The following is a 16280-nucleotide window of genomic DNA, read 5'->3' as shown; positions in this document are numbered from 1 at the left end:
GGGGAACGACCGCCATGACCTCCGCCCAGAAACCCGCCCCGCAGCCGCCGGACGTGCAGACCCGCAACCGTGCGTTCAACAGCTACCTGGCCGAACACGGGTCCGCGGAGAACCTGCTCGGGCAGGTCGTGCTCCTGTCGGTCGGCACCGTCGAACCGGTCACCCACAGCGAGCTCAAGGGCTGGTTCACCGAGCTGGCGCTGGAACCGGGGTTCCTGCCGAACCCGCCGCGCCCGGTCGACGCCTACGAACGCGCCACCGGCCGCGCCAAGACCAAATACCCGCTGGGCGGATCCGGCCCGGGCGGGCACAAGAAACAGAAGTTCGACGCCACCGGCCAGACCGTGACGCTGATGGTGCGGCACGTGCTGCGCGACGAAACACGGATCGTGCGGCACCTCGTGCGCGAACTCGCCGACCACGCCGACGTCGCCCTGTCCTACGAAGTCCGGCTCGCCGAGGCCGAGTTCGTCCGCGAGATCGCGCCGGACCTGCCCGAAGGCTCCGGGGACATGACGCTGACCACCGTCGACGAGGAAATTGACGCGCTCGCGGCCGAGGAACGCGCCACGATCGGCGACCTGATCGCCCAGATCCAGGCCGACTACGACCACGGCCGGGCCCACATCCCCGCCGCCCGGATCGCGAAATGCCTGCGCGACTACCTCGAAACCCGCTGCGGCGCCATCCGCATCCAGAACGGCGCCTACTTCGTGCCGACCAAGCACGCCGAACGCCTCGGGGCCCTGCGCGAACTCGCCGAACGGTGCGGGGCCTCGATCGCCCGGATCCCGCTGCCCGACACCAGCGAGCAGCGCGAGCTGGTCGCCGACGCGTTCGACGCCAAAGTCGGTGCCGACCTCGACTCGCTCTCGCGCGACATCGTCCGGGAGAAGACCGCCGGCGCAGCCCCTTACCGCGTGGCGAAGCTGCACAAGCGCTACCTCGAGGTCGAACGCGAAGCCCGCGAATACCAGGACAACCTCGACGCCGAGATCGGCGACACCACCGCCCGGCTGGGACTGATCAACGCCCAGATCGCGAGTCTGCTCGTGTCCGTCGACCCGGACAACCTGTCCACCGAATGACGTCCACCGCCTCCCTGCCGCAGCGCGGCCGGGGCATGCCGGGCCGGGCTTCTGGCCGCGGCGATCGAGAGGGGAGAGGCAGATGCAGATCTGGCAGACCGTGATCACGGTCGTGGCGACCCTGACGGGCGCGTTCGGCGGCACGATCGTCGGCGGGATGATCAAAAACCGGTCGGACCGCGCCGGCCGGGTGCACGAGTGGCAGGTGACCGTGGTGCAGACCTACCGCGAGCTGATGGTCGCCCTGTCCAACCACCGCGCGAAAATGTGGGACCTCGAAGCGGCCAGACTGCGGGGCGACGAGGACGAGATCTCCGCCACGAGCACCGCCATGGAGGCGACCCGGGCGACGGTCACAGGACCGCACGAGGCGTTGGTGATCCTCGCGCCGCAGCTGCGCGAGCGGATCGACGCCGCGGTGAAAGCGACCTATGCCATCGGTGCCTGGGGCCACCCCGACCGCACCCAGGAGCTGCTCGACCGCCGCCTCCAGGAAGCCAAAGACGCGCGAAGAACTCGCCACCGCGACGGCGGCCGCGCTGGGCAAGCTGGGCGTGGGACTGCCGCGCTGATCCCATCCGGTCGTCCAGGGCATTCCGGTGCGTGTCAGGCCAGGCCGGGAGGTCCCTGGCCCGGCACACTGGGCGCACCGATCGCGACCCGAAGCGAGGTGCGGCGTGAACGCGTCCAGCGGAAATCCCGGCGAATTCGACCCCGGCGACGCGGTGCGGGAGCTGATGGACCGGTACCACCCCCGCGCCAGTGCGTCCGACGGCGGTCGCGTGCTGATCGACCCCAGCCAGGTGCTGGAGAACATCACCGAGGCGATGGAACGGCTGGACCTCGACATCAACACCCCAGTCAGCATCGAGGAGGACGTCGCTTCCGTCGACGACCTGGCCAGCGTGATCCAGGGTTTGCAGATGGGGGCGCTGCTGGCGGTGCACGTGGCGAACACCGCGCTGCGGATCATGTCCGCGCGGTATCCGGCCGAGCTGGTCGCCAGCCCGCTGCCGGAGGGCTACGACTTGCGCAAGATCTTCCCGTTGCAGGTCTCCGACCGTGACCACAATCTGGCGAAGTCGATCTTCAACCGGCGCACCGCCGCCTCCGGCGACCTCGAGGCCGAAGACGTCTTCGCGGAGCTGGACGCGGTCGCCATGGGCGGTCAGCTGCAGGTGTTCGTCTGCCTGTTCTGGATGTACGGCACCAAGCTCAGCGCGCTGAAGCAGCGGACCGGCATCGAGTAGCACGAGAGCGTCGCCACCCGGAAATCGTGTTGTTTCCCCGATACGTCCTCAGCGGTTTTTTCGCTGCTGGCGTTCCCGTGCGCGGCGTTGTTGGCGGCTCAGCGGCACGAGGTTCTGCAGGGGCCGCTCCGGGCCGCGCGTGGCGCCCGGCTGCTGCGGGTGTCGTCCGGCCAGCGCGGCGTAGAGCCTGGAGACCGCGTCGACCAGGTCGGCCAGCTCGTCCGCGCTGCGCACCAGCGACAGCGGTTGCTCGCGGGCCTGCCGTGCCAGCGTTTCCAGCAGCGGCATCCAGTCTTCCGCGGTGCGCGCGGCGACGCTCGGTACGGGTCGGTCGCGTTCGACGACGCGCTCGACGACCTCGCGCACGACGGTCGGCATCACCTCGCCGCGGTCCAGCCGTGCCGCGGCCTGGCGCAGTTCGTAGGCGCGGCTGCGGCAGGTCGGCGAGCAGTACCGCGGCCGCCGGCCGGTTCCGGAGTAGGCGACCGGGTCGCCGCAGTGCGCGCATTCGATGCTCACCGCGCACTCGCGCACACGGTCGCCGCGCTGTCCGTTCCCGGCCATTCCGCAGCCTCCTTTCGCGCGCGTCCGCGGGCCACGTTACGTCACAATGAAACCGGTCCATGGCACATGCAAAAGGTGCTGTGCGGCGTGCGGGTCGTCGGCGCGACGGGCGGCGGCAGGGTCGAGGTGCCCCGGTTGCGGGCGGAAGACGACGTCCGGCTGCCCGCGCGTTTCGGGTGCCGAGGAGGCGGGCGCGGAAGCAACGCGCGGGAGGCTGCGGCGGGCCAGCGAGATGTAGGGACAACCCCTGGTTAGCGCTCGGGCCGCGCGGCCGCTGGCATGATCGAGAGCACGCGACGCACGGTCCTTCCCCCCCCCGGGGCCGGACGTCGCCCGGCCGCCAGCGCGGCGAGACGGAGCCGCCCCTGCCTCTCCGCTGCGAGACCGCGGCCGGGCTCGACTCGATCAAGGGGGGCGGGCAGATGCCCGACAACATGCGTCACTACGGCCGGCGGCCGCGGGTTCCCGGCGGCTATCCGCACGCGCTGGAGATCCGGCTCACGAGCGGCGACCGGATGCTGCTGGCCGTGGCGGCCGCGCGGGCGGAGCTGGCGGACGGCGCGTACGCCGGCGAGATCGTCCACCGGTACCTGGCCGCGGAGTTCGACGTCGTGCCGGCGGACTGGCGGGCGGTCATGGCGCAGCTGCTGGAGCACCGGGCTGTGGTCGCCGGGCTGCGCGGGGACGTCGCCGCGGCCGGCCGGCTGCTCAACCAGCTGGCCCGCGCGGCCAATTCCGGAGGAGTCGTGCCCGGGGCCGTGCTGGCGCGGCTCGGGGCACGGGTGCACGCGGTGCTGACCGCGGCCGAGACGAGTCTGGCGGAGCTGGACGCGCTGACCGCGAAAGCGCGGGACCGGCTGTGATCGGCGTCCGGATTCGTGACGATACCCTAGCACAGTTGTTGATCTTGATTCGCGCGAAGAGCCGGTGGGACCGGTGATCGGGCGGGTCGTCCGCGGCTGGCGGGCGCGCGGCCTGCTGGCGTATCTGTTCGGTCCGGGCCGTCATCACGAGCACCGCGATCCGCACGTGGTGGCGGTGTGGGACGGCTGCGAGCGGCTGCACCAGCCGCCGGAGGTCGCGTCGGGCCGGTTCGACGTCGGCGGCCTGGCGGCCGTGCTCACCGCCGCGGCCGCGGCCGCGGGCGTCCCGTCGCGGCCGCCGGAGGCGCGGGAGGGCCAGGCCCCGCCGCCGGGTCCGGTGTGGCACTGCTCGCTGCGCGCCGCGCCCGAAGATCGCGAGCTGTCGGACGAGGAGTGGGCCGAGGTGGTGGCCGACGTGCTGGACCGGACCGGGATCGCGCCGCGCGGCGACCCGGGCGGGTGCCGGTGGGTCGCGGTCCGCCACGCGCCCGATCACGTGCACGTCGCCGCGGTCCTGGTCCGCCAGGACACGCTGCGCCGGGTGCATCCGCGCTGGGACTACCGGCGGGTGCGCGAGGCGTGCCTGGCCGCCGAGCGGCGCTACGGGCTGCGCGCGACCAGCCCGGCGGACGGCACCGCTCCGTCCGCTCCGGAGCGCGGCGAACGCGAGAAAGCGGCCCGGCAGCGACGTGAACCGAGCCGCGAGCAGCTGCGCCGCATCGTCCGCTCGATCGCCGCCCGCACCGCCGGCGAGGAGGAGTTCCTGCAGGAGCTGGAGGACTGTCCCGGGGTGAACGTCCGGGTCCGGCGCACGCCCGGCGGGCAGTTGGCCGGCTACGCGGTGGCCGTGCGCGGCGACAAGGACCAGGAGATGGAGCAGGTGTGGTTCGGCGGGCGGACGCTGGCCGCGGACCTGTCCGCGCCCCGGCTGGCCGAACGCTGGGCCAGCGCCCCGGCACCGCCAATCCCGGCCAGCCGCATGGACGAACGCCGCGGCGCGGCCTGGACCGCCGCGGCCGAGGCCGCCGAGCAGGCCCGCGCCGGGCTGGCCGCGGACCCGGCCGGGATCGCGCACGCCACCGGGGACCTGCTGCTGGTCCTGGCCCACGTCGCCGACCCGGCCGACCGGGCGCGACTGGAGACCGCGGCGGCGGACTTCGAGCGCGCCGCCCGCCACCCCGGCCACGGCCAGCCAGCCGCCTGGAGCCGCCAGGCCGCCGGGCTGCGGACCGCGTCCTGGCGGCTGGCCCGGGTGCGCACCGGCCGCAGCACCAGCACCGCCGCCGTGCTCGCGCTGCTGCTGGCCCTGACCGCCCTGATCGCCGAACTGGCGGCTTGGCGGGCCCAGCGCGACCAGCCCGCGGCCGCCGCAGCCGCCGGCCGCGCGTGCGAGGCCTTGGCCGAACACCGGGACCGGCTCGCTGACCAGCAGCGGGACCAACCCGCAAACGCCGGACCGGCGGCGGTGAGCCGTCCTCGAGGAGAACGCCTCGCGCGGAAGCCGCCGGCGCGCGGGTCGCGCGGCGCGCCGGTTTCACCCGGGGTCCCTGGGCGTCGGAGGCGCTAACGTGCAGGCCATGGCGAATCCGCAGGACGACCGGGAACGCAGCCGCACGCTGACGGTGCGGCTGGCGGTCAAGGACGGTGGGGTCTGGACCGGCGTCGGCGTGTGCCTCGGCTGCCAGCCGGACACGGAGGTGCGCCGGACGTTCTCGTGCGACGGGCCCTGCCCCGCGTGCGGCGGCCCTGGCGAGCTGGAATGGCGCCGCACCCCGGACATCGACCACCTCGCCGGGCGCATCTCCGAGGGCGAATTCCGCGCCTGACCGTCTCAAACCTCCGCGCCCGCCCCGTGCCAGCTCGGTCTCGTGGCCTGGCGGGGTGTTGTATAACGTCGCCTACGGCTGCGGGACGATCCTCGCAGTGTCCGGCTCGGGCCGACGCTGCGAGGATCGGGGGATGAGCGACGACGTCGATCAGGCACTGCTGCGGATCGCGTCCGCCGCCGTCGACGACCGGGATCGCGCGAGCGAACAGCTGGAGGCGTGGTTCGGCCGCGCCCCGAGCGCGGCGGGCGAGCGCAAGCTGCGCGAAGCGCCGCGGGCACTGCCCCGGCTCCTGGCCGCGGCGATGCAGCGCGACGATCCGGCCGGCCCTGACGACAGCGGCTATTGGGCGCCGGACTTCGACGAGCCGGGGATACCGCTGCCGGTCCAGGTCGTGATCCGCGCTACCGCCCGTCACCTCAACGGAGAACCCGAGTTCGCCGACGCGCTCGTGCAGGCCCACCTTGCCGTCCACGGCCTGGCCGGCGGCTGGGACCTCACGGTCGCGGCGCTGAACCTGCTCGCGACCGAGCTGGCTGAACAGCGCGAGCGCCGTCGTCGCCGGTGACCGTCCCGCAGTTCCCGGCTGTGCACGGGAGGCCTTGGCCGGCCACCCTCGTCTCGTCCCGCAGCCGCCGATCGCCCGGTGCGCCGGTCAAGCCCACCCGGCGCCGCCAGCGCCGGTCGTTCCCTGCCGCGCGCGACCGGACCCGCCGCTCCGCAACCGCACAGCACCTATTGCATTCTGTCCGGAGCCGGGCGTTGTTTCGTGATGACGAAAGTCCCGGACGTCGGAAGTCGGGGGATCGGGCAGGAGAAGCCCGGCCGGGTTGGATACTCAGGCGGTGAAGATCGAGGGGCTGGAGCTGGTCGTGCTCGACGAGGACGACCCGGCCGACGTGTCCGGCCCGGTCGGGCGGATGTCGCCGGCGGCCGCACGGGAGATCCTGAGCGAGCTCGACGCCGAACTGGCGGAGCTGAGCAGACGTCGGCGCGTGGCCGAGCAGCGGGCCGGTGCGGTCCCGCCGGCGTTGGACTCCGCGACGGTGCACGAGCATCGGCAGCGCGTGTTCGGCTCGGCGGACACGGCCGGGAAACAGGCCGTCGCCATCGACCAGCTGACGCCCTTGCGGAACCTGGTGGCCGGGGCGCTCGCCGAGTACCGCGCCCGCGGCGGGGCCCGCTGATGGCGACGCCGACCTCCGAGGCGACCCGGATCTTCGGCGAGCGGGTCCGGGAATTCCGCGACGAACTGGGCATCAGCCAGGAGCAGCTGGCCAAGCTCGCCGGCGTGCACTGGACGTTCGTCAGCCAGGTCGAGCGCGGCCTGCGCAACGTGAACCTGCACAACCTGCTGAAGTTCGCGCAGGGCTTGCAGGTCGACCCCGGCGACCTGGTCGCCGGGCTCGAGCCTCCGCCCGTGCCGCCGAAACCCGAGAAGGAACCGCCCGTGCGGCGGGCACCGGCCAAGCGCGGAACGCGCGCCCGCGGCACAACCGGCCGCCGCGGCTAGCCCTCCGCAGAACTGAGCCGGGGGCCGCGGACCGGCGGACGATGCGGTCAGGGCTTGATCGTCCACCCGAGGATCGCCCACGGGGCGTCCTTGCCGAGCCGGGCGAGGCGTTCGTGGCGGTCGCGGAGGACTGCCTCGTCGGGCGGGACCGGCGCGGGCCGGCCGCGGTTGGGGTAGCGGATCCGCATCCCGAGCGCGGGCGGGCTGTTCAGGTAGTCGGCGAAGGGGCAGTCGTCCGGGTGCGGGCACCGGTCCACCACGGTGTTGCACCACCGGCACAGCAGGCCGCGGACCAGGCCGCTGCCGTGGTCGTGGTCGACCCGGTCCCCGAACAGGTTCCCGCAGGCCGCGCACAGCGGTCCGAACGCCGCGACCAGCCGCGTCCGGATCCGCGCGACCGGCGTGGTCCCGGTCGGGTCCGGAGCCAGCGACGGGTGCGTCATCCCGGGTTCGGGGCCGGGCACCTGGCACCGGCCGGTGGCCGCGATCCGGATCAGGCGGTCGGCGAGCTCCGGATCGGCGTCTCTGGGCGGAGCCGGAGCCACCTTCGGATCGGGAAATTGTTCGCACGCCTTGCTTCCCGGTGGGGTGCGCGCGGGTCGCGTGATGCGGAAAGTCCTGTCTTGTCATGGTCGCGCCGTACGATTCAGCGAGCGGCATCCCGGGGTCCCGCAAACCAGGGGGAGCATGGGGGCAGAACGTGGCTGACCTGGCCATCCGTACTCCCGAGAGGCACCAGCCGTTAGGCTTCGAGAAGGAGATCTCAGACAGCGCCGGGAAGTGAGGACCCGCGGAACCGGCGGGGCCCGCTGGAACGGCGGCAGACGCAAAAACGGCCGGAAGCGGAGCCAGCCCTGCGCCAACAGGGTTTGTGCCCGGCGCCGCATCCGGCCTTCCCGTAATCGACCCAGTCGCCAAGAGAGGAGCGATCCGAGAAACCTACGTTCGCACAGTCTCGTCGTCGTTGTCATGTCGGCCCCGACGTCAGAAGCCATGCTTCGTGCTCGCCTGACTTCTGTGCGTACTTCTATGACGACTACCAGACAACTAACAGTGCTTCGCTGGAACTATCCCCCCGTTCTGGGGGTAAACATCGCGAGTTAAAAGCTGTCTGCACACTTTCGCACAGCGTCCTGGCCGTGTCCTGGGCTGCGTCGGCGCAGGTGGGTGGCAGGTCACCCCGCAGACTGCGGGGTGAGGCGGTTGTGACGCGCGTCACTCGACACTTGGCGTATGGCGCGGGGGTTCCGACCAGCGGAAACGCGGAGCTGGACAAACCCGAACGCCTTCACCTCACAGGGTCGCTTGCGGGAGGGCACACGCGGTGCTGTGCTAATTACGAAAGGGGCCTTTCCGGGACCTCCGGGCACGCCAATGCCCGGTCCCTCCGGAAAGGACGACCCAGTCGCCAAAGAAAAAAAATAGGAGTTCGATCCATGTATTCGTTCATGTTTCCCGTCGCGGTCCCGCGGCGGTCGTGCGGGGCGATCGGCGTGCTGGAGGCCGTGACCTTCGCGCTCGCGGTCGCCGCGGTGATCGTGTTCGCGCAGCTCGGCGCCGGTGTTTGGGCGGCTGTCGGGTTCGTGGTGGTCCTGCTGGCGCTGGTGCGCGGTGTGCCGGTCCCCCGGTTGCGGCGGCGCGTGCTTCCGGGCGCGGCCGCGTGAGCCGCGAGCCCGCCGAGGCGGGCCAGACGCTGGTCGCGGTGCTGGAAGTGGCCCGGCAGGTTCTCAACACCGACGGTCCGGTCGAACCGGCTTCGGCCAGGGTGCGCCGGCAGTTCAGGGTGCGCCGGCAGTTGCGGCAGTGGATCGCGGAGCCGGGGCAGCGCGTGACGGTGCTCGGGACGGCGCCGGAGGCCGGCGGCGGGACCGGCCCGGACGAACGCGAGCAGCTTGTCGCGGCGACCCGGAGCCGGGAGGCGCGGGACCGCACCCGGGAACTGCACCGTGCCCTGGCGGCGCTGCGCCCGGAAGAACACCAGTGGAAGATGATCAAGGCCGGGCTCCCGCCCGCGGCGAGCAAGGCGTGGGATCCGGACGAGACCACGCTGCTGGACAAGAAGATCTACCGCGGGGTCCTGGCGGCGGTCGACCCGCCGCAGGTCACGGTGCGGCAGATCTGGTCGCGCTACAACCGTGCGCTCCAGGCGGTCGCGGCGGTGACGGGATCGCGGGCGGCGCCGGTCGCCGTGCCGCGGTGGGTCGGCGGCTCGGCGCGCGAGCAGGACGTGATGATCGCGCCGCTGCGGTTCATCGACAGCGAACCCGCTTTCCTGGCGCATCTGCGGTTCCTGCTCGACGAGTCGACGCTGAGCAGCCGCACGCTCCACGCGCAGCTGGCGCAGGCGGTGCCGGGGTCGCCGGGGCACTCGACGCTGGCGGGGTGGCTGCGCGGCGGCAAGCTCCCCGCGCAGCTGAGCGAAGTCGTGCTGCGGACGATCGTGGAATTGCTGGCGGGCAACATCGTCGGCGGCGGCCGCGGCGTGAGCCGAGCGATCGCTGTCGAGCACGTCGCGACCTATCGGATGCTGCTGGCGGCGCGGCACAGCGACGCGTTGCTCTCGGGTCCGGTCGCTCGTGCGCTGGCCGTGTTCGACGAGCAGGAGGCCGGTCTCGACCTCGACGATTCCGAGGACCGCGTCCGGTTCGAGGCTCTGAAGGAGGTGCGCGAGCGCGTGCTCGCCGAACTCCACGCTGACCGTGTCGCCGCGCTGCCCGCCCTGACCGCGTCGGGCTGAACCGCGCTGCCCGGCACCAAGTTGGTGCCGGGCAGCGCGGTTTCGCGTCAGCGGGTCGGCGCGGCGGTGGTTTCAGGGTGCGCTCGTCCTCGTACGTGCACGGGTCCGACGGTGATGTCGACGGGGGCCAGGCACAGGCCCGCGAAGGTCACGGTCGTCAGCGCGCCCGTGAGCACGAGCGTCCGCGTGGTGTGACCCCAGCTGCCGAGGATCCGACCGGTCAGGCCGATCAGGTCGCGGGGCGTCGTCGACCGTTCGTCGTTCTCGTCATGTTTCGGCGGGGCCAAAGACTTGTGCTTGTCGTCGTGCTCAGGCGTCCGCCGGTCGTCGCGCGGTGGAAACGGGGTCGCGCCCCTGCCTACAGTCATTTCTGTTGGTCCTGTCGGGTTGATTCGGTTGTGGATGTTCACGGTTGAAAACACGTGTCACCCAGGCAGGCGAACACAGCGGCGGCCTCCTCCTGGCCGAGGAGGCCGCCCTCCGCACGCGTGGATGACAACCGCATTCGAGCCTATGAGCGCCCTGGAACGCACGAGAACCCGTCGCGCGGCAACCGGCCGTCATCGCGCGTTGAAGGGGGAACGGGAATCGGTCCGGCGGACACGGAGTGCTCGACGAACGGCGAGCAAGCCTCGACCAGCGACGCGCGGGCGGTGTCGCGGTCGGGCCCGGTCCGGCGGTGTTCGTGCCGCTACGGTGTGCGCATGGGCACGGGGGAGCAGGACAGGGAGAACCCGGACGACGGTCGCGGGCGTGGCGGGTTGGCGGACTACATGGCGCCGGACGAGCCGTTCCCGCCTGTCGAGTCGCCGGAGTGGTCGGCGCGGATGCAGTCGGCGGAGGCGGCGGGGCAGCTGCTTCTGCTGCATGTCCTGGCGTCGGTGACGGACGCGGAGCGCGGCCTGGACATGCCGGTGCACCTGACGGCGGAGCAGGGCGCGGACGAGTCGGACGCGGATTACGCGCGGCGGCGGGAGATGGCGGCGAAGGTCGCGCGGGTGCAGGTGTCGGGCGCGGACTGGTCTCCGGAGGTGGCCGAGGAGTTCTTGCACATGCGGCCGTCGGACGCGCCGGTCGCGGTCGGGGCGATCGTGCGGGTGTTGCAGGGCTGGGCCCGCGATGCCGGCCGCAACCCGGATCTGGCCGACCTCCGGGATCGGGCGGAGGCGGTGCTGGATGCGCTCATGCCCCCGGAACGACGCGAGCTGGCCCGTTCCGGGATGGAGCGGGTGACCGGCCGCAACGCGCTGGGCCAGGCCGGGAATGTCGAGAGGGACGCGCCGCGGCTGATCACCGGCGCGGAGGCCGAGCCGTTCGAGGGCTTGCATCTGGCGGTCGCGTTCGCGGCCGCGGTGTTCCAGGACCGGGCGTGCGTGCCCGACCCGCGGGCGGCGGTGCGGGTGCTGGCCGAGGACACTCTCGCCCGGTACGACCCGGACTACCGCGCCCCGGCCGTGCCGGCGCCGGGCCGCGGCCGCCGCGGCGAGCACCGCCCGCCTGCGGAGTCGCCGCACGAGCGTGCGGAGTCCTCGGGGTCGGCGGAGGGGGAGATGACCGGCCGGGAGGCCTGGCGGTTTCTGGACGACATCACGGTCGGCGAGCGGACGGTGGCCTGCCCGGAGTGCGGGCGGACCCGGCCGCTGGCGATGACCGAGGACGGGGGCCTGCGCTGCGAACAGGGGCACGCGTGGCGGGACGAGTTCCTCGGCGCGCGCCATTACCGCGCGTTCAGCGCCCAGCGCGAGGCCGGCGTGTTCGTCGACCGCGACGACCTCCCGGTGCGGCAGCCCGCGGGCGTCCCGGTCGACGCGGCGACCGACCTGACGCACCGCACGGAGCTGGACGAGTGGCTGGGGTGGCCGGGCGGGGACGCGCCGGACGGGCTGGCCGACGACGTCGACGGGGGATGGCGGGAGATCACGGTCTTCCCGGTCCCGGTCGCGCAGGCCTGGTGCGACTGGCTGGTGTGGCGGGGGATCGCGGTGCCGGTCGCGCCGCCCGAGGCGGCGCGGCCCGGGGTGCGCGCGCTGCTGCCGGCCTCGGCCGCGCACCAGCTGTGGCGGCTCGCGCACGCACACCTGCGGCCCCACCCCGGCGGCGTGCACTGGCCGGACGAATCCGCCCTCCTGACCGGCCCGGCCCTGCCGTCGGCGGCCGACCGTGCCCGGGTCGCCGCCCGGATGGCCGCGCCTTCGGACGGGGCGTGACCGTGGACGACACCGAGCTGCTTGCCCTGGCCGCGACGTCGGCGGCGGCCGACCCTGTCGCGGCGCAGACGGTCGCCGGGCTGGCGGCCGGGGACATCGCCGCGTCGGGCGGCGGCGACTTCGATCCCGCGGCTGCTGCGGCCCTGGTCGCCAGCCAGGAGCACCGCTTCCGGCCGCGGCCGCCGGAGGCGCTGGCCGACGAGCTGCACCGGTTGCACGGCTGGCGGCGGCCGGCGGCAGAGGCCCGGGACCGGGCGGCCGGGCCGCGCCGGCGCGTGCTGGAGTCATTCGTTTTCGACATCGACGCGGCGGTGATCAGCCGCGCGCAGCTGATCACCGAGCCGGTGGGGGCGTTGTCGGGCGGCTGGGTTTTCGACCGGCCCGGCGGCCCGCCGTGCGTGCTGCTGACCGCGCAGCTCCCGCCGGACCTGCGGCCGTGGCCGGATGCCGGGCTGCCGTTCCCGGTGTGGCGGGAACGGCAGTCGGCGGAGGCGGCGCTGGCGGACCTGCGCGCTTGTCCGCCGGAACCCGCCTACGGCGACAGCGCCCGTTTGCGCACGTGCTGGACCTGTTTCCAGGCCTGGGATGCCGAGCTGGGACCGGTCGTGATCGACGAGGATTTCTGGGAGAGCCGGTGAACGGCGACCGGTGGGCGGAACAGGGGAGGACGCGGGGATGACGGGGATGGTCCGGTTCGTCAGCTGGAACCTGCTCGACTACGGGAAACCGGGCGAGGACCCGGCCCGGATCGAGCGGGTGCACCAGGTGATCCGCGGCGAGCGCGACGCCGCGCGGGCCGCGGGCGACGCGCTCGTGCTGGCGGTGCAGGAGCTGATCGCCGACGGCGAGGACAAGGAGCGGCTGGCCGGGCACCGGCTGCAGGAGCTGGCCGAGGCGACCGGCCTGGAGTGCCGGCACGCGCCGGACCGGCCCGCGGTGGCCGTCGGCAACCACCGGTTCCACACCGGTCTGCTGTGGACGGACACCGTGGTCCCGGCCGGCGGCTGGGGCGCCTACTCCGGCGCGAACGTCTGGCACAGCATCGCGAAGCTCAGCTTCGACGTCGGTGCGGGCCGGCCGGTCGCGCACGCCTCCTACCACGCTCCGCCGTTCGGCAGGCACCGTCGCCAGGACGAGGCCGAGCTCGTCCTGGCGGTGATGACCCGCCCCGGCGGCCCGGGGCTGGTCGGCGGCGACTGGAACGCCGTGTCGGCCGACCGGGTGCTGTGTCCGGGCTTGGACAGCGACGACGACAGCGTGCCCGACTCCTGGACGTACTACGACGGGGATCCGTACGCGCGCGTCGAGTGGTTCGACGACCTGGTGTACCAGGTGCGCTGGCGGCGTCCGGAGAACGCGCTGGAATCGCGCGGCCGCACCGTCGGGGTGATCAAGTCGTGGAAAGCCGACCGCGGGGCGGGCGAGATCCTCTACAGCGGGGGACTGTGCGACGTCGCCGCGGAACTGGACGCCGAACCGTGGACCGCCACCACCGGGCACTGGCCCGGCGATCCCTACCCGCCGCGGCGGATCGACGCCGTCCGGGCCACCCGCGACCTGGAGGCCTCGCTGACCGGCTACTACGTCGTCGCCGGCGCGCGCGACGCGTCTGACCACCTGCCCGTCGCGGCGGTCTACGACCCGCAGCTCATCGCCCGCGGGGCCGCGGATTCCGGCGATTCCTAGCCGGTGACGCGGGCAGGCCTCAGCGCGGCTCGCCGCACGGCGCGTAGGACACGACGAGGTGGCCCTCGCCGGCCTGCTGCCGCAGGACGAGCCGGCCGAGCTGCGGCCCGGGCGGGCCGGCCGTTGCGCCGTCGCCGAGAACCGAGCCGAAGTCGAGGCGGCAGGCGTCGACGCGAAGCCCGTCCGGGCCGGGGACGGCGGCCGAGCCGGGCAGGCTGACGTTGTTGGTGTAGTCGAGGCCGGTGACCCGCCGGGCGAGGGTTTCGGCGGCGGCCGCGCAGTCGGGCGCGCGCAGCGCGGCGGCGAGCTGGCGCGCGGCGGCGTCGGAGAAGTTGAAGCAGAACGCGGCGATCGCGTCCTGCTCGCGGGGGATCGGGGCGTGGGCCGGATTGCCGTGCCGGGCAAGGGAAATGTAGGCGAGCTGCTCGGTCAGGGCGAGCACCATCGCGCCCGCGCCGTGCGGCCGGATCCGCGGAACGGCCTGGTCGTGCGCGGCGTGCAGCGCGCGCTGGGCCTCGGCCCGGTCGGCCGCGGCGGTGACGGCCAGGCCGACGATCCCGCCGGCGAGCAGCACGACCCCGACCGCCAGAGCAGCGAGGACGTGGCGACGTCGGGTCCGCAGCCGGGTGGCGATCGCCGCCGCGGCGGCAGCGCCGACCAGAACAGCCCCGGCCAGCACGGCCCACCACCACGGAGTGACCAGCGTCAGCCACCACGCGTCCGCGACGGCGACGGCGAGCGCCGCCGTCCAGACAGGCCCGACACGGCCCGGAACCCGCAGCAGCGCCAGCACGACCAGCGTCCCGGCCGCGCCGGCCAGCGGCCACGCGTCCCACCCCGACAGCCACCACGCGAGGACGCCGACCAGCGCCGTCACACCCATCACGGGAGCGGCGATCACCCGCGCCAGCACCGCCCACCGGCGCGCGCGGGCCTGCCGCCGCGCCCACGCCGCCTCCGCTCGCTCGAACAGACCGTCGCCCTCTCCCACTCGCCCCATGATCCGCACCCGCCGCCGTCGGCGCAGCAGAAACCCGCTACGCAGGTCCGGATACCGACACCGTCCCTTGACCAGGTCCGGAGCAGAGGCCGTTACGCCGCCTCTGTGCGAGAATCGCACGTATGTTCGAGGCGTGCGACGACGATCCCGGGTATCCGCAAGCCCTGCGGACGCTGGATCCGCCGCGGCCGGTGTGGGTGCGCCTCGTCGGCGTCCTGCCCGAGCCCTCGGTGCGCTGGGGCCGGCAGACGCCGATCGCGCTGCGCGCCGGCGGCCTGGCCGCCGGCCAGATCGTCCGCGGCGACCTGCTCGCCTGGGTCGCCGATTCCCGCGGATGCTGGTCCGCCGTCGTGCGGGTGACCCTGCGCTCGGGCAACGGACGCCTGAGGCTCGACCTGCCCCGCCAGCTCGTCCCCGCCGACGCCGTGATCCCGGCGCGGCCCGGCGAGCAGCAGATGACGCACATGCTCTTCGACAAGACCCTGCAACGTCGGCTGCTGAACCGGCCGCGCACGTGACGCCGGGGGAGCGTGGCGTTCTCGTTGTGCAACGCCCTTGTACAGGATTCGCGAGGGTCAGAACTGCTGGCCGGGGTCGCCCCAGAGCAGGGTTGCGGCGTCCAGCGCGGCAGCGTTGCCGAGGGACTGTTCCCTCGCGTTCTTGCGTCCGGCGAGGGTGCCGTCGCCGCCGGGGGCGGTGTGGTGCCAGTCGGCGACCGCGCGGCAGTGCAGGACCAGCCGCTCCCACGCCGTTGCGGGCGAGCCCGGTGCGGACAGGTCGCGGGCATCGAGCCCGGCCAGGACGTCGCTGTAGCGGTGCTGGGCGGTCTCGAAATCGGCCTTGGCGAACTCGTCCGGCGCGGAGCTTGGGCCCAGGGTCGCCGGTCCGCGGCGGGTCGCGCCGGCGGTCATCAGGGCGGCGATTTTCCCTGGTGCGGCGACCTGGTCGGCGAGTGCCGAGGTGGGCAGGCCCGCGAGGTCGTTCGGGTGGATCCTTCGCATCGGGAATCCGGTCGCGAGCCGGTGCTGCTCGGCTGCGCGCTGGATCGCCAGAGCCAGCACCAGCACCGCGTCGGCCGCCTGGCCGGGGTCGAGGTCGTGTTCGGGGCGCGCGGTGTCGGGGGCGTCCTGGTCGAACCAGGACGCCAGCTCGTCGGCCCACGCCACGGCCGCGCTCCACTGCGACCACAGCCGCCGGCCCTCCAGCCGCGCCAGCCGCATTTCCACCGCTGCCAGCTCGTCGCGATGGCGCAGCACCTGCCGCCAATAGGGCCTGTCCCCGTCCGGGACGTCGTCCGCCGCGATCCGCGCCAGCTCGGTCTGCACGTCGATGTCGCCGCGCAACCATCGCGCCCGCTCCGTCGCCGCCGCCGCATCCATGTCCTCGACACGCACCCGGCCGCTGTCCTCGCTCATGCCCACAGAATGCCCGGCCCCCGCCCGCACCACCACGGCCCGGGACTCCCGAAGCTGACCCGAGCCGCAAAGTAAGAGTTTGTTCCTGGTCAGGGATGGCCGCGGTCGTGCTGGTGCGGGGGTGCGGGGTC

At 73.5% G+C, this 16280-nt stretch carries 19 protein-coding genes; 14 read left to right on the top strand and 5 right to left on the bottom strand.

Annotation, left to right across the window (positions count from 1 at the left end):
• The first annotated feature begins 14 nt into the window (after positions 1-14).
• Together ACZ7OI_RS48010 and ACZ7OI_RS48005 are read left to right on the top strand one after the other, a co-directional pair.
• Positions 15-1088, top strand: coding sequence for a DUF6744 family protein (locus ACZ7OI_RS48010; RefSeq protein WP_470270787.1), 1074 nt, complete (start codon positions 15-17; stop codon positions 1086-1088).
• Between the two features lie 677 nt (positions 1089-1765).
• Positions 1766-2338, top strand: a complete 573-nt coding sequence (locus tag ACZ7OI_RS48005; RefSeq protein ID WP_470270786.1) for a hypothetical protein — start codon at positions 1766-1768, stop codon at positions 2336-2338.
• Positions 2339-2386: 48 nt separating this feature from the next.
• On the opposite strand, the gene ACZ7OI_RS48000 is transcribed toward ACZ7OI_RS48005, so the two are convergent.
• Entirely contained in the window at positions 2387-2902 is a 516-nt protein-coding gene (locus ACZ7OI_RS48000; protein ID WP_470270785.1) for a hypothetical protein, read from the bottom strand.
• Between the two features lie 422 nt (positions 2903-3324).
• On the opposite strand from ACZ7OI_RS48000, the gene ACZ7OI_RS47995 reads away from it, so the two are divergent.
• The 6 genes from ACZ7OI_RS47995 to ACZ7OI_RS47970 all read left to right on the top strand — a co-directional run bounded on the left by ACZ7OI_RS47995 (position 3325) and on the right by ACZ7OI_RS47970 (position 7104).
• Entirely contained in the window at positions 3325-3765 is a 441-nt protein-coding gene (locus tag ACZ7OI_RS47995; RefSeq protein ID WP_470270784.1) for a hypothetical protein, read from the top strand.
• Positions 3766-3829: 64 nt separating this feature from the next.
• Complete coding sequence (locus tag ACZ7OI_RS47990) at positions 3830-5332, top strand: relaxase/mobilization nuclease domain-containing protein (protein WP_470270783.1); 1503 nt, start codon at positions 3830-3832, stop codon at positions 5330-5332.
• A 10-nt stretch (positions 5333-5342) separates the two neighbouring features.
• On the top strand, positions 5343-5591 hold the full coding sequence (locus tag ACZ7OI_RS47985) for a hypothetical protein (protein WP_470270782.1): 249 nt from the start codon (positions 5343-5345) through the stop codon (positions 5589-5591).
• Positions 5592-5724: 133 nt separating this feature from the next.
• Complete coding sequence (locus tag ACZ7OI_RS47980) at positions 5725-6159, top strand: hypothetical protein (protein ID WP_470270781.1); 435 nt, start codon at positions 5725-5727, stop codon at positions 6157-6159.
• A gap of 277 nt (positions 6160-6436) precedes the next feature.
• Positions 6437-6778 carry a hypothetical protein gene (locus ACZ7OI_RS47975; RefSeq protein ID WP_470270780.1) on the top strand — a complete coding sequence of 114 codons (342 nt, stop codon included), beginning with the start codon at positions 6437-6439 and terminating at the stop codon, positions 6776-6778.
• Positions 6778-7104 (top strand): helix-turn-helix domain-containing protein, encoded by a 327-nt coding sequence (locus ACZ7OI_RS47970; RefSeq protein WP_470270779.1) that lies wholly within the window; start codon positions 6778-6780, stop codon positions 7102-7104. Before ACZ7OI_RS47975 ends, ACZ7OI_RS47970 begins: the two co-directional genes overlap by 1 nt.
• 47 nt (positions 7105-7151) lie before the next feature.
• On the opposite strand, the gene ACZ7OI_RS47965 is transcribed toward ACZ7OI_RS47970, so the two are convergent.
• Positions 7152-7649, bottom strand: coding sequence for an endonuclease domain-containing protein (locus tag ACZ7OI_RS47965; RefSeq protein WP_470270778.1), 498 nt, complete (start codon positions 7647-7649; stop codon positions 7152-7154).
• 891 nt (positions 7650-8540) lie between these two features.
• Here ACZ7OI_RS47965 and ACZ7OI_RS47960 point away from each other — a divergent pair.
• Positions 8541-8768 carry a hypothetical protein gene (locus ACZ7OI_RS47960; protein ID WP_470270777.1) on the top strand — a complete coding sequence of 76 codons (228 nt, stop codon included), beginning with the start codon at positions 8541-8543 and terminating at the stop codon, positions 8766-8768.
• Positions 8765-9841 carry a hypothetical protein gene (locus ACZ7OI_RS47955; protein ID WP_470270776.1) on the top strand — a complete coding sequence of 359 codons (1077 nt, stop codon included), beginning with the start codon at positions 8765-8767 and terminating at the stop codon, positions 9839-9841. Before ACZ7OI_RS47960 ends, ACZ7OI_RS47955 begins: the two co-directional genes overlap by 4 nt.
• A gap of 47 nt (positions 9842-9888) precedes the next feature.
• On the opposite strand, the gene ACZ7OI_RS47950 is transcribed toward ACZ7OI_RS47955, so the two are convergent.
• Positions 9889-10209, bottom strand: coding sequence for a hypothetical protein (locus tag ACZ7OI_RS47950; protein WP_470270775.1), 321 nt, complete (start codon positions 10207-10209; stop codon positions 9889-9891).
• 336 nt (positions 10210-10545) lie between these two features.
• On the opposite strand from ACZ7OI_RS47950, the gene ACZ7OI_RS47945 reads away from it, so the two are divergent.
• Genes ACZ7OI_RS47945 through ACZ7OI_RS47935 form a run of 3 tightly spaced genes read left to right on the top strand, consistent with a single transcriptional unit; the run spans position 10546 to position 13734 of the window.
• On the top strand, positions 10546-12048 hold the full coding sequence (locus tag ACZ7OI_RS47945) for a hypothetical protein (protein WP_470270774.1): 1503 nt from the start codon (positions 10546-10548) through the stop codon (positions 12046-12048).
• Positions 12045-12686, top strand: a complete 642-nt coding sequence (locus ACZ7OI_RS47940; RefSeq protein ID WP_470270773.1) for a hypothetical protein — start codon at positions 12045-12047, stop codon at positions 12684-12686. The genes ACZ7OI_RS47945 and ACZ7OI_RS47940 overlap by 4 nt, the downstream gene beginning before the upstream one ends.
• Positions 12687-12723: 37 nt before the next feature.
• Positions 12724-13734, top strand: a complete 1011-nt coding sequence (locus tag ACZ7OI_RS47935) for an endonuclease/exonuclease/phosphatase family protein (RefSeq protein WP_470270772.1) — start codon at positions 12724-12726, stop codon at positions 13732-13734.
• A gap of 19 nt (positions 13735-13753) precedes the next feature.
• Here ACZ7OI_RS47935 and ACZ7OI_RS47930 read toward each other — a convergent pair whose 3' ends face one another.
• Positions 13754-14734, bottom strand: a complete 981-nt coding sequence (locus ACZ7OI_RS47930; protein ID WP_470270771.1) for a hypothetical protein — start codon at positions 14732-14734, stop codon at positions 13754-13756.
• Between the two features lie 122 nt (positions 14735-14856).
• Here ACZ7OI_RS47930 and ACZ7OI_RS47925 point away from each other — a divergent pair, with 122 nt between their 5' ends.
• Positions 14857-15252 carry a hypothetical protein gene (locus ACZ7OI_RS47925; RefSeq protein WP_470270770.1) on the top strand — a complete coding sequence of 132 codons (396 nt, stop codon included), beginning with the start codon at positions 14857-14859 and terminating at the stop codon, positions 15250-15252.
• Positions 15253-15309: 57 nt separating this feature from the next.
• Here the strand turns inward: ACZ7OI_RS47925 and ACZ7OI_RS47920 are convergent, their stop codons facing one another.
• Positions 15310-16149 carry a hypothetical protein gene (locus ACZ7OI_RS47920; RefSeq protein ID WP_470270769.1) on the bottom strand — a complete coding sequence of 280 codons (840 nt, stop codon included), beginning with the start codon at positions 16147-16149 and terminating at the stop codon, positions 15310-15312.
• Positions 16150-16280 lie beyond the last annotated feature (131 nt).

Source organism: Amycolatopsis sp. NPDC114503 (assembly GCF_055633655.1).
Note: the sequence above shows the minus strand (reverse complement) of the source record. Positions and strands in the feature narration are given on the sequence as shown.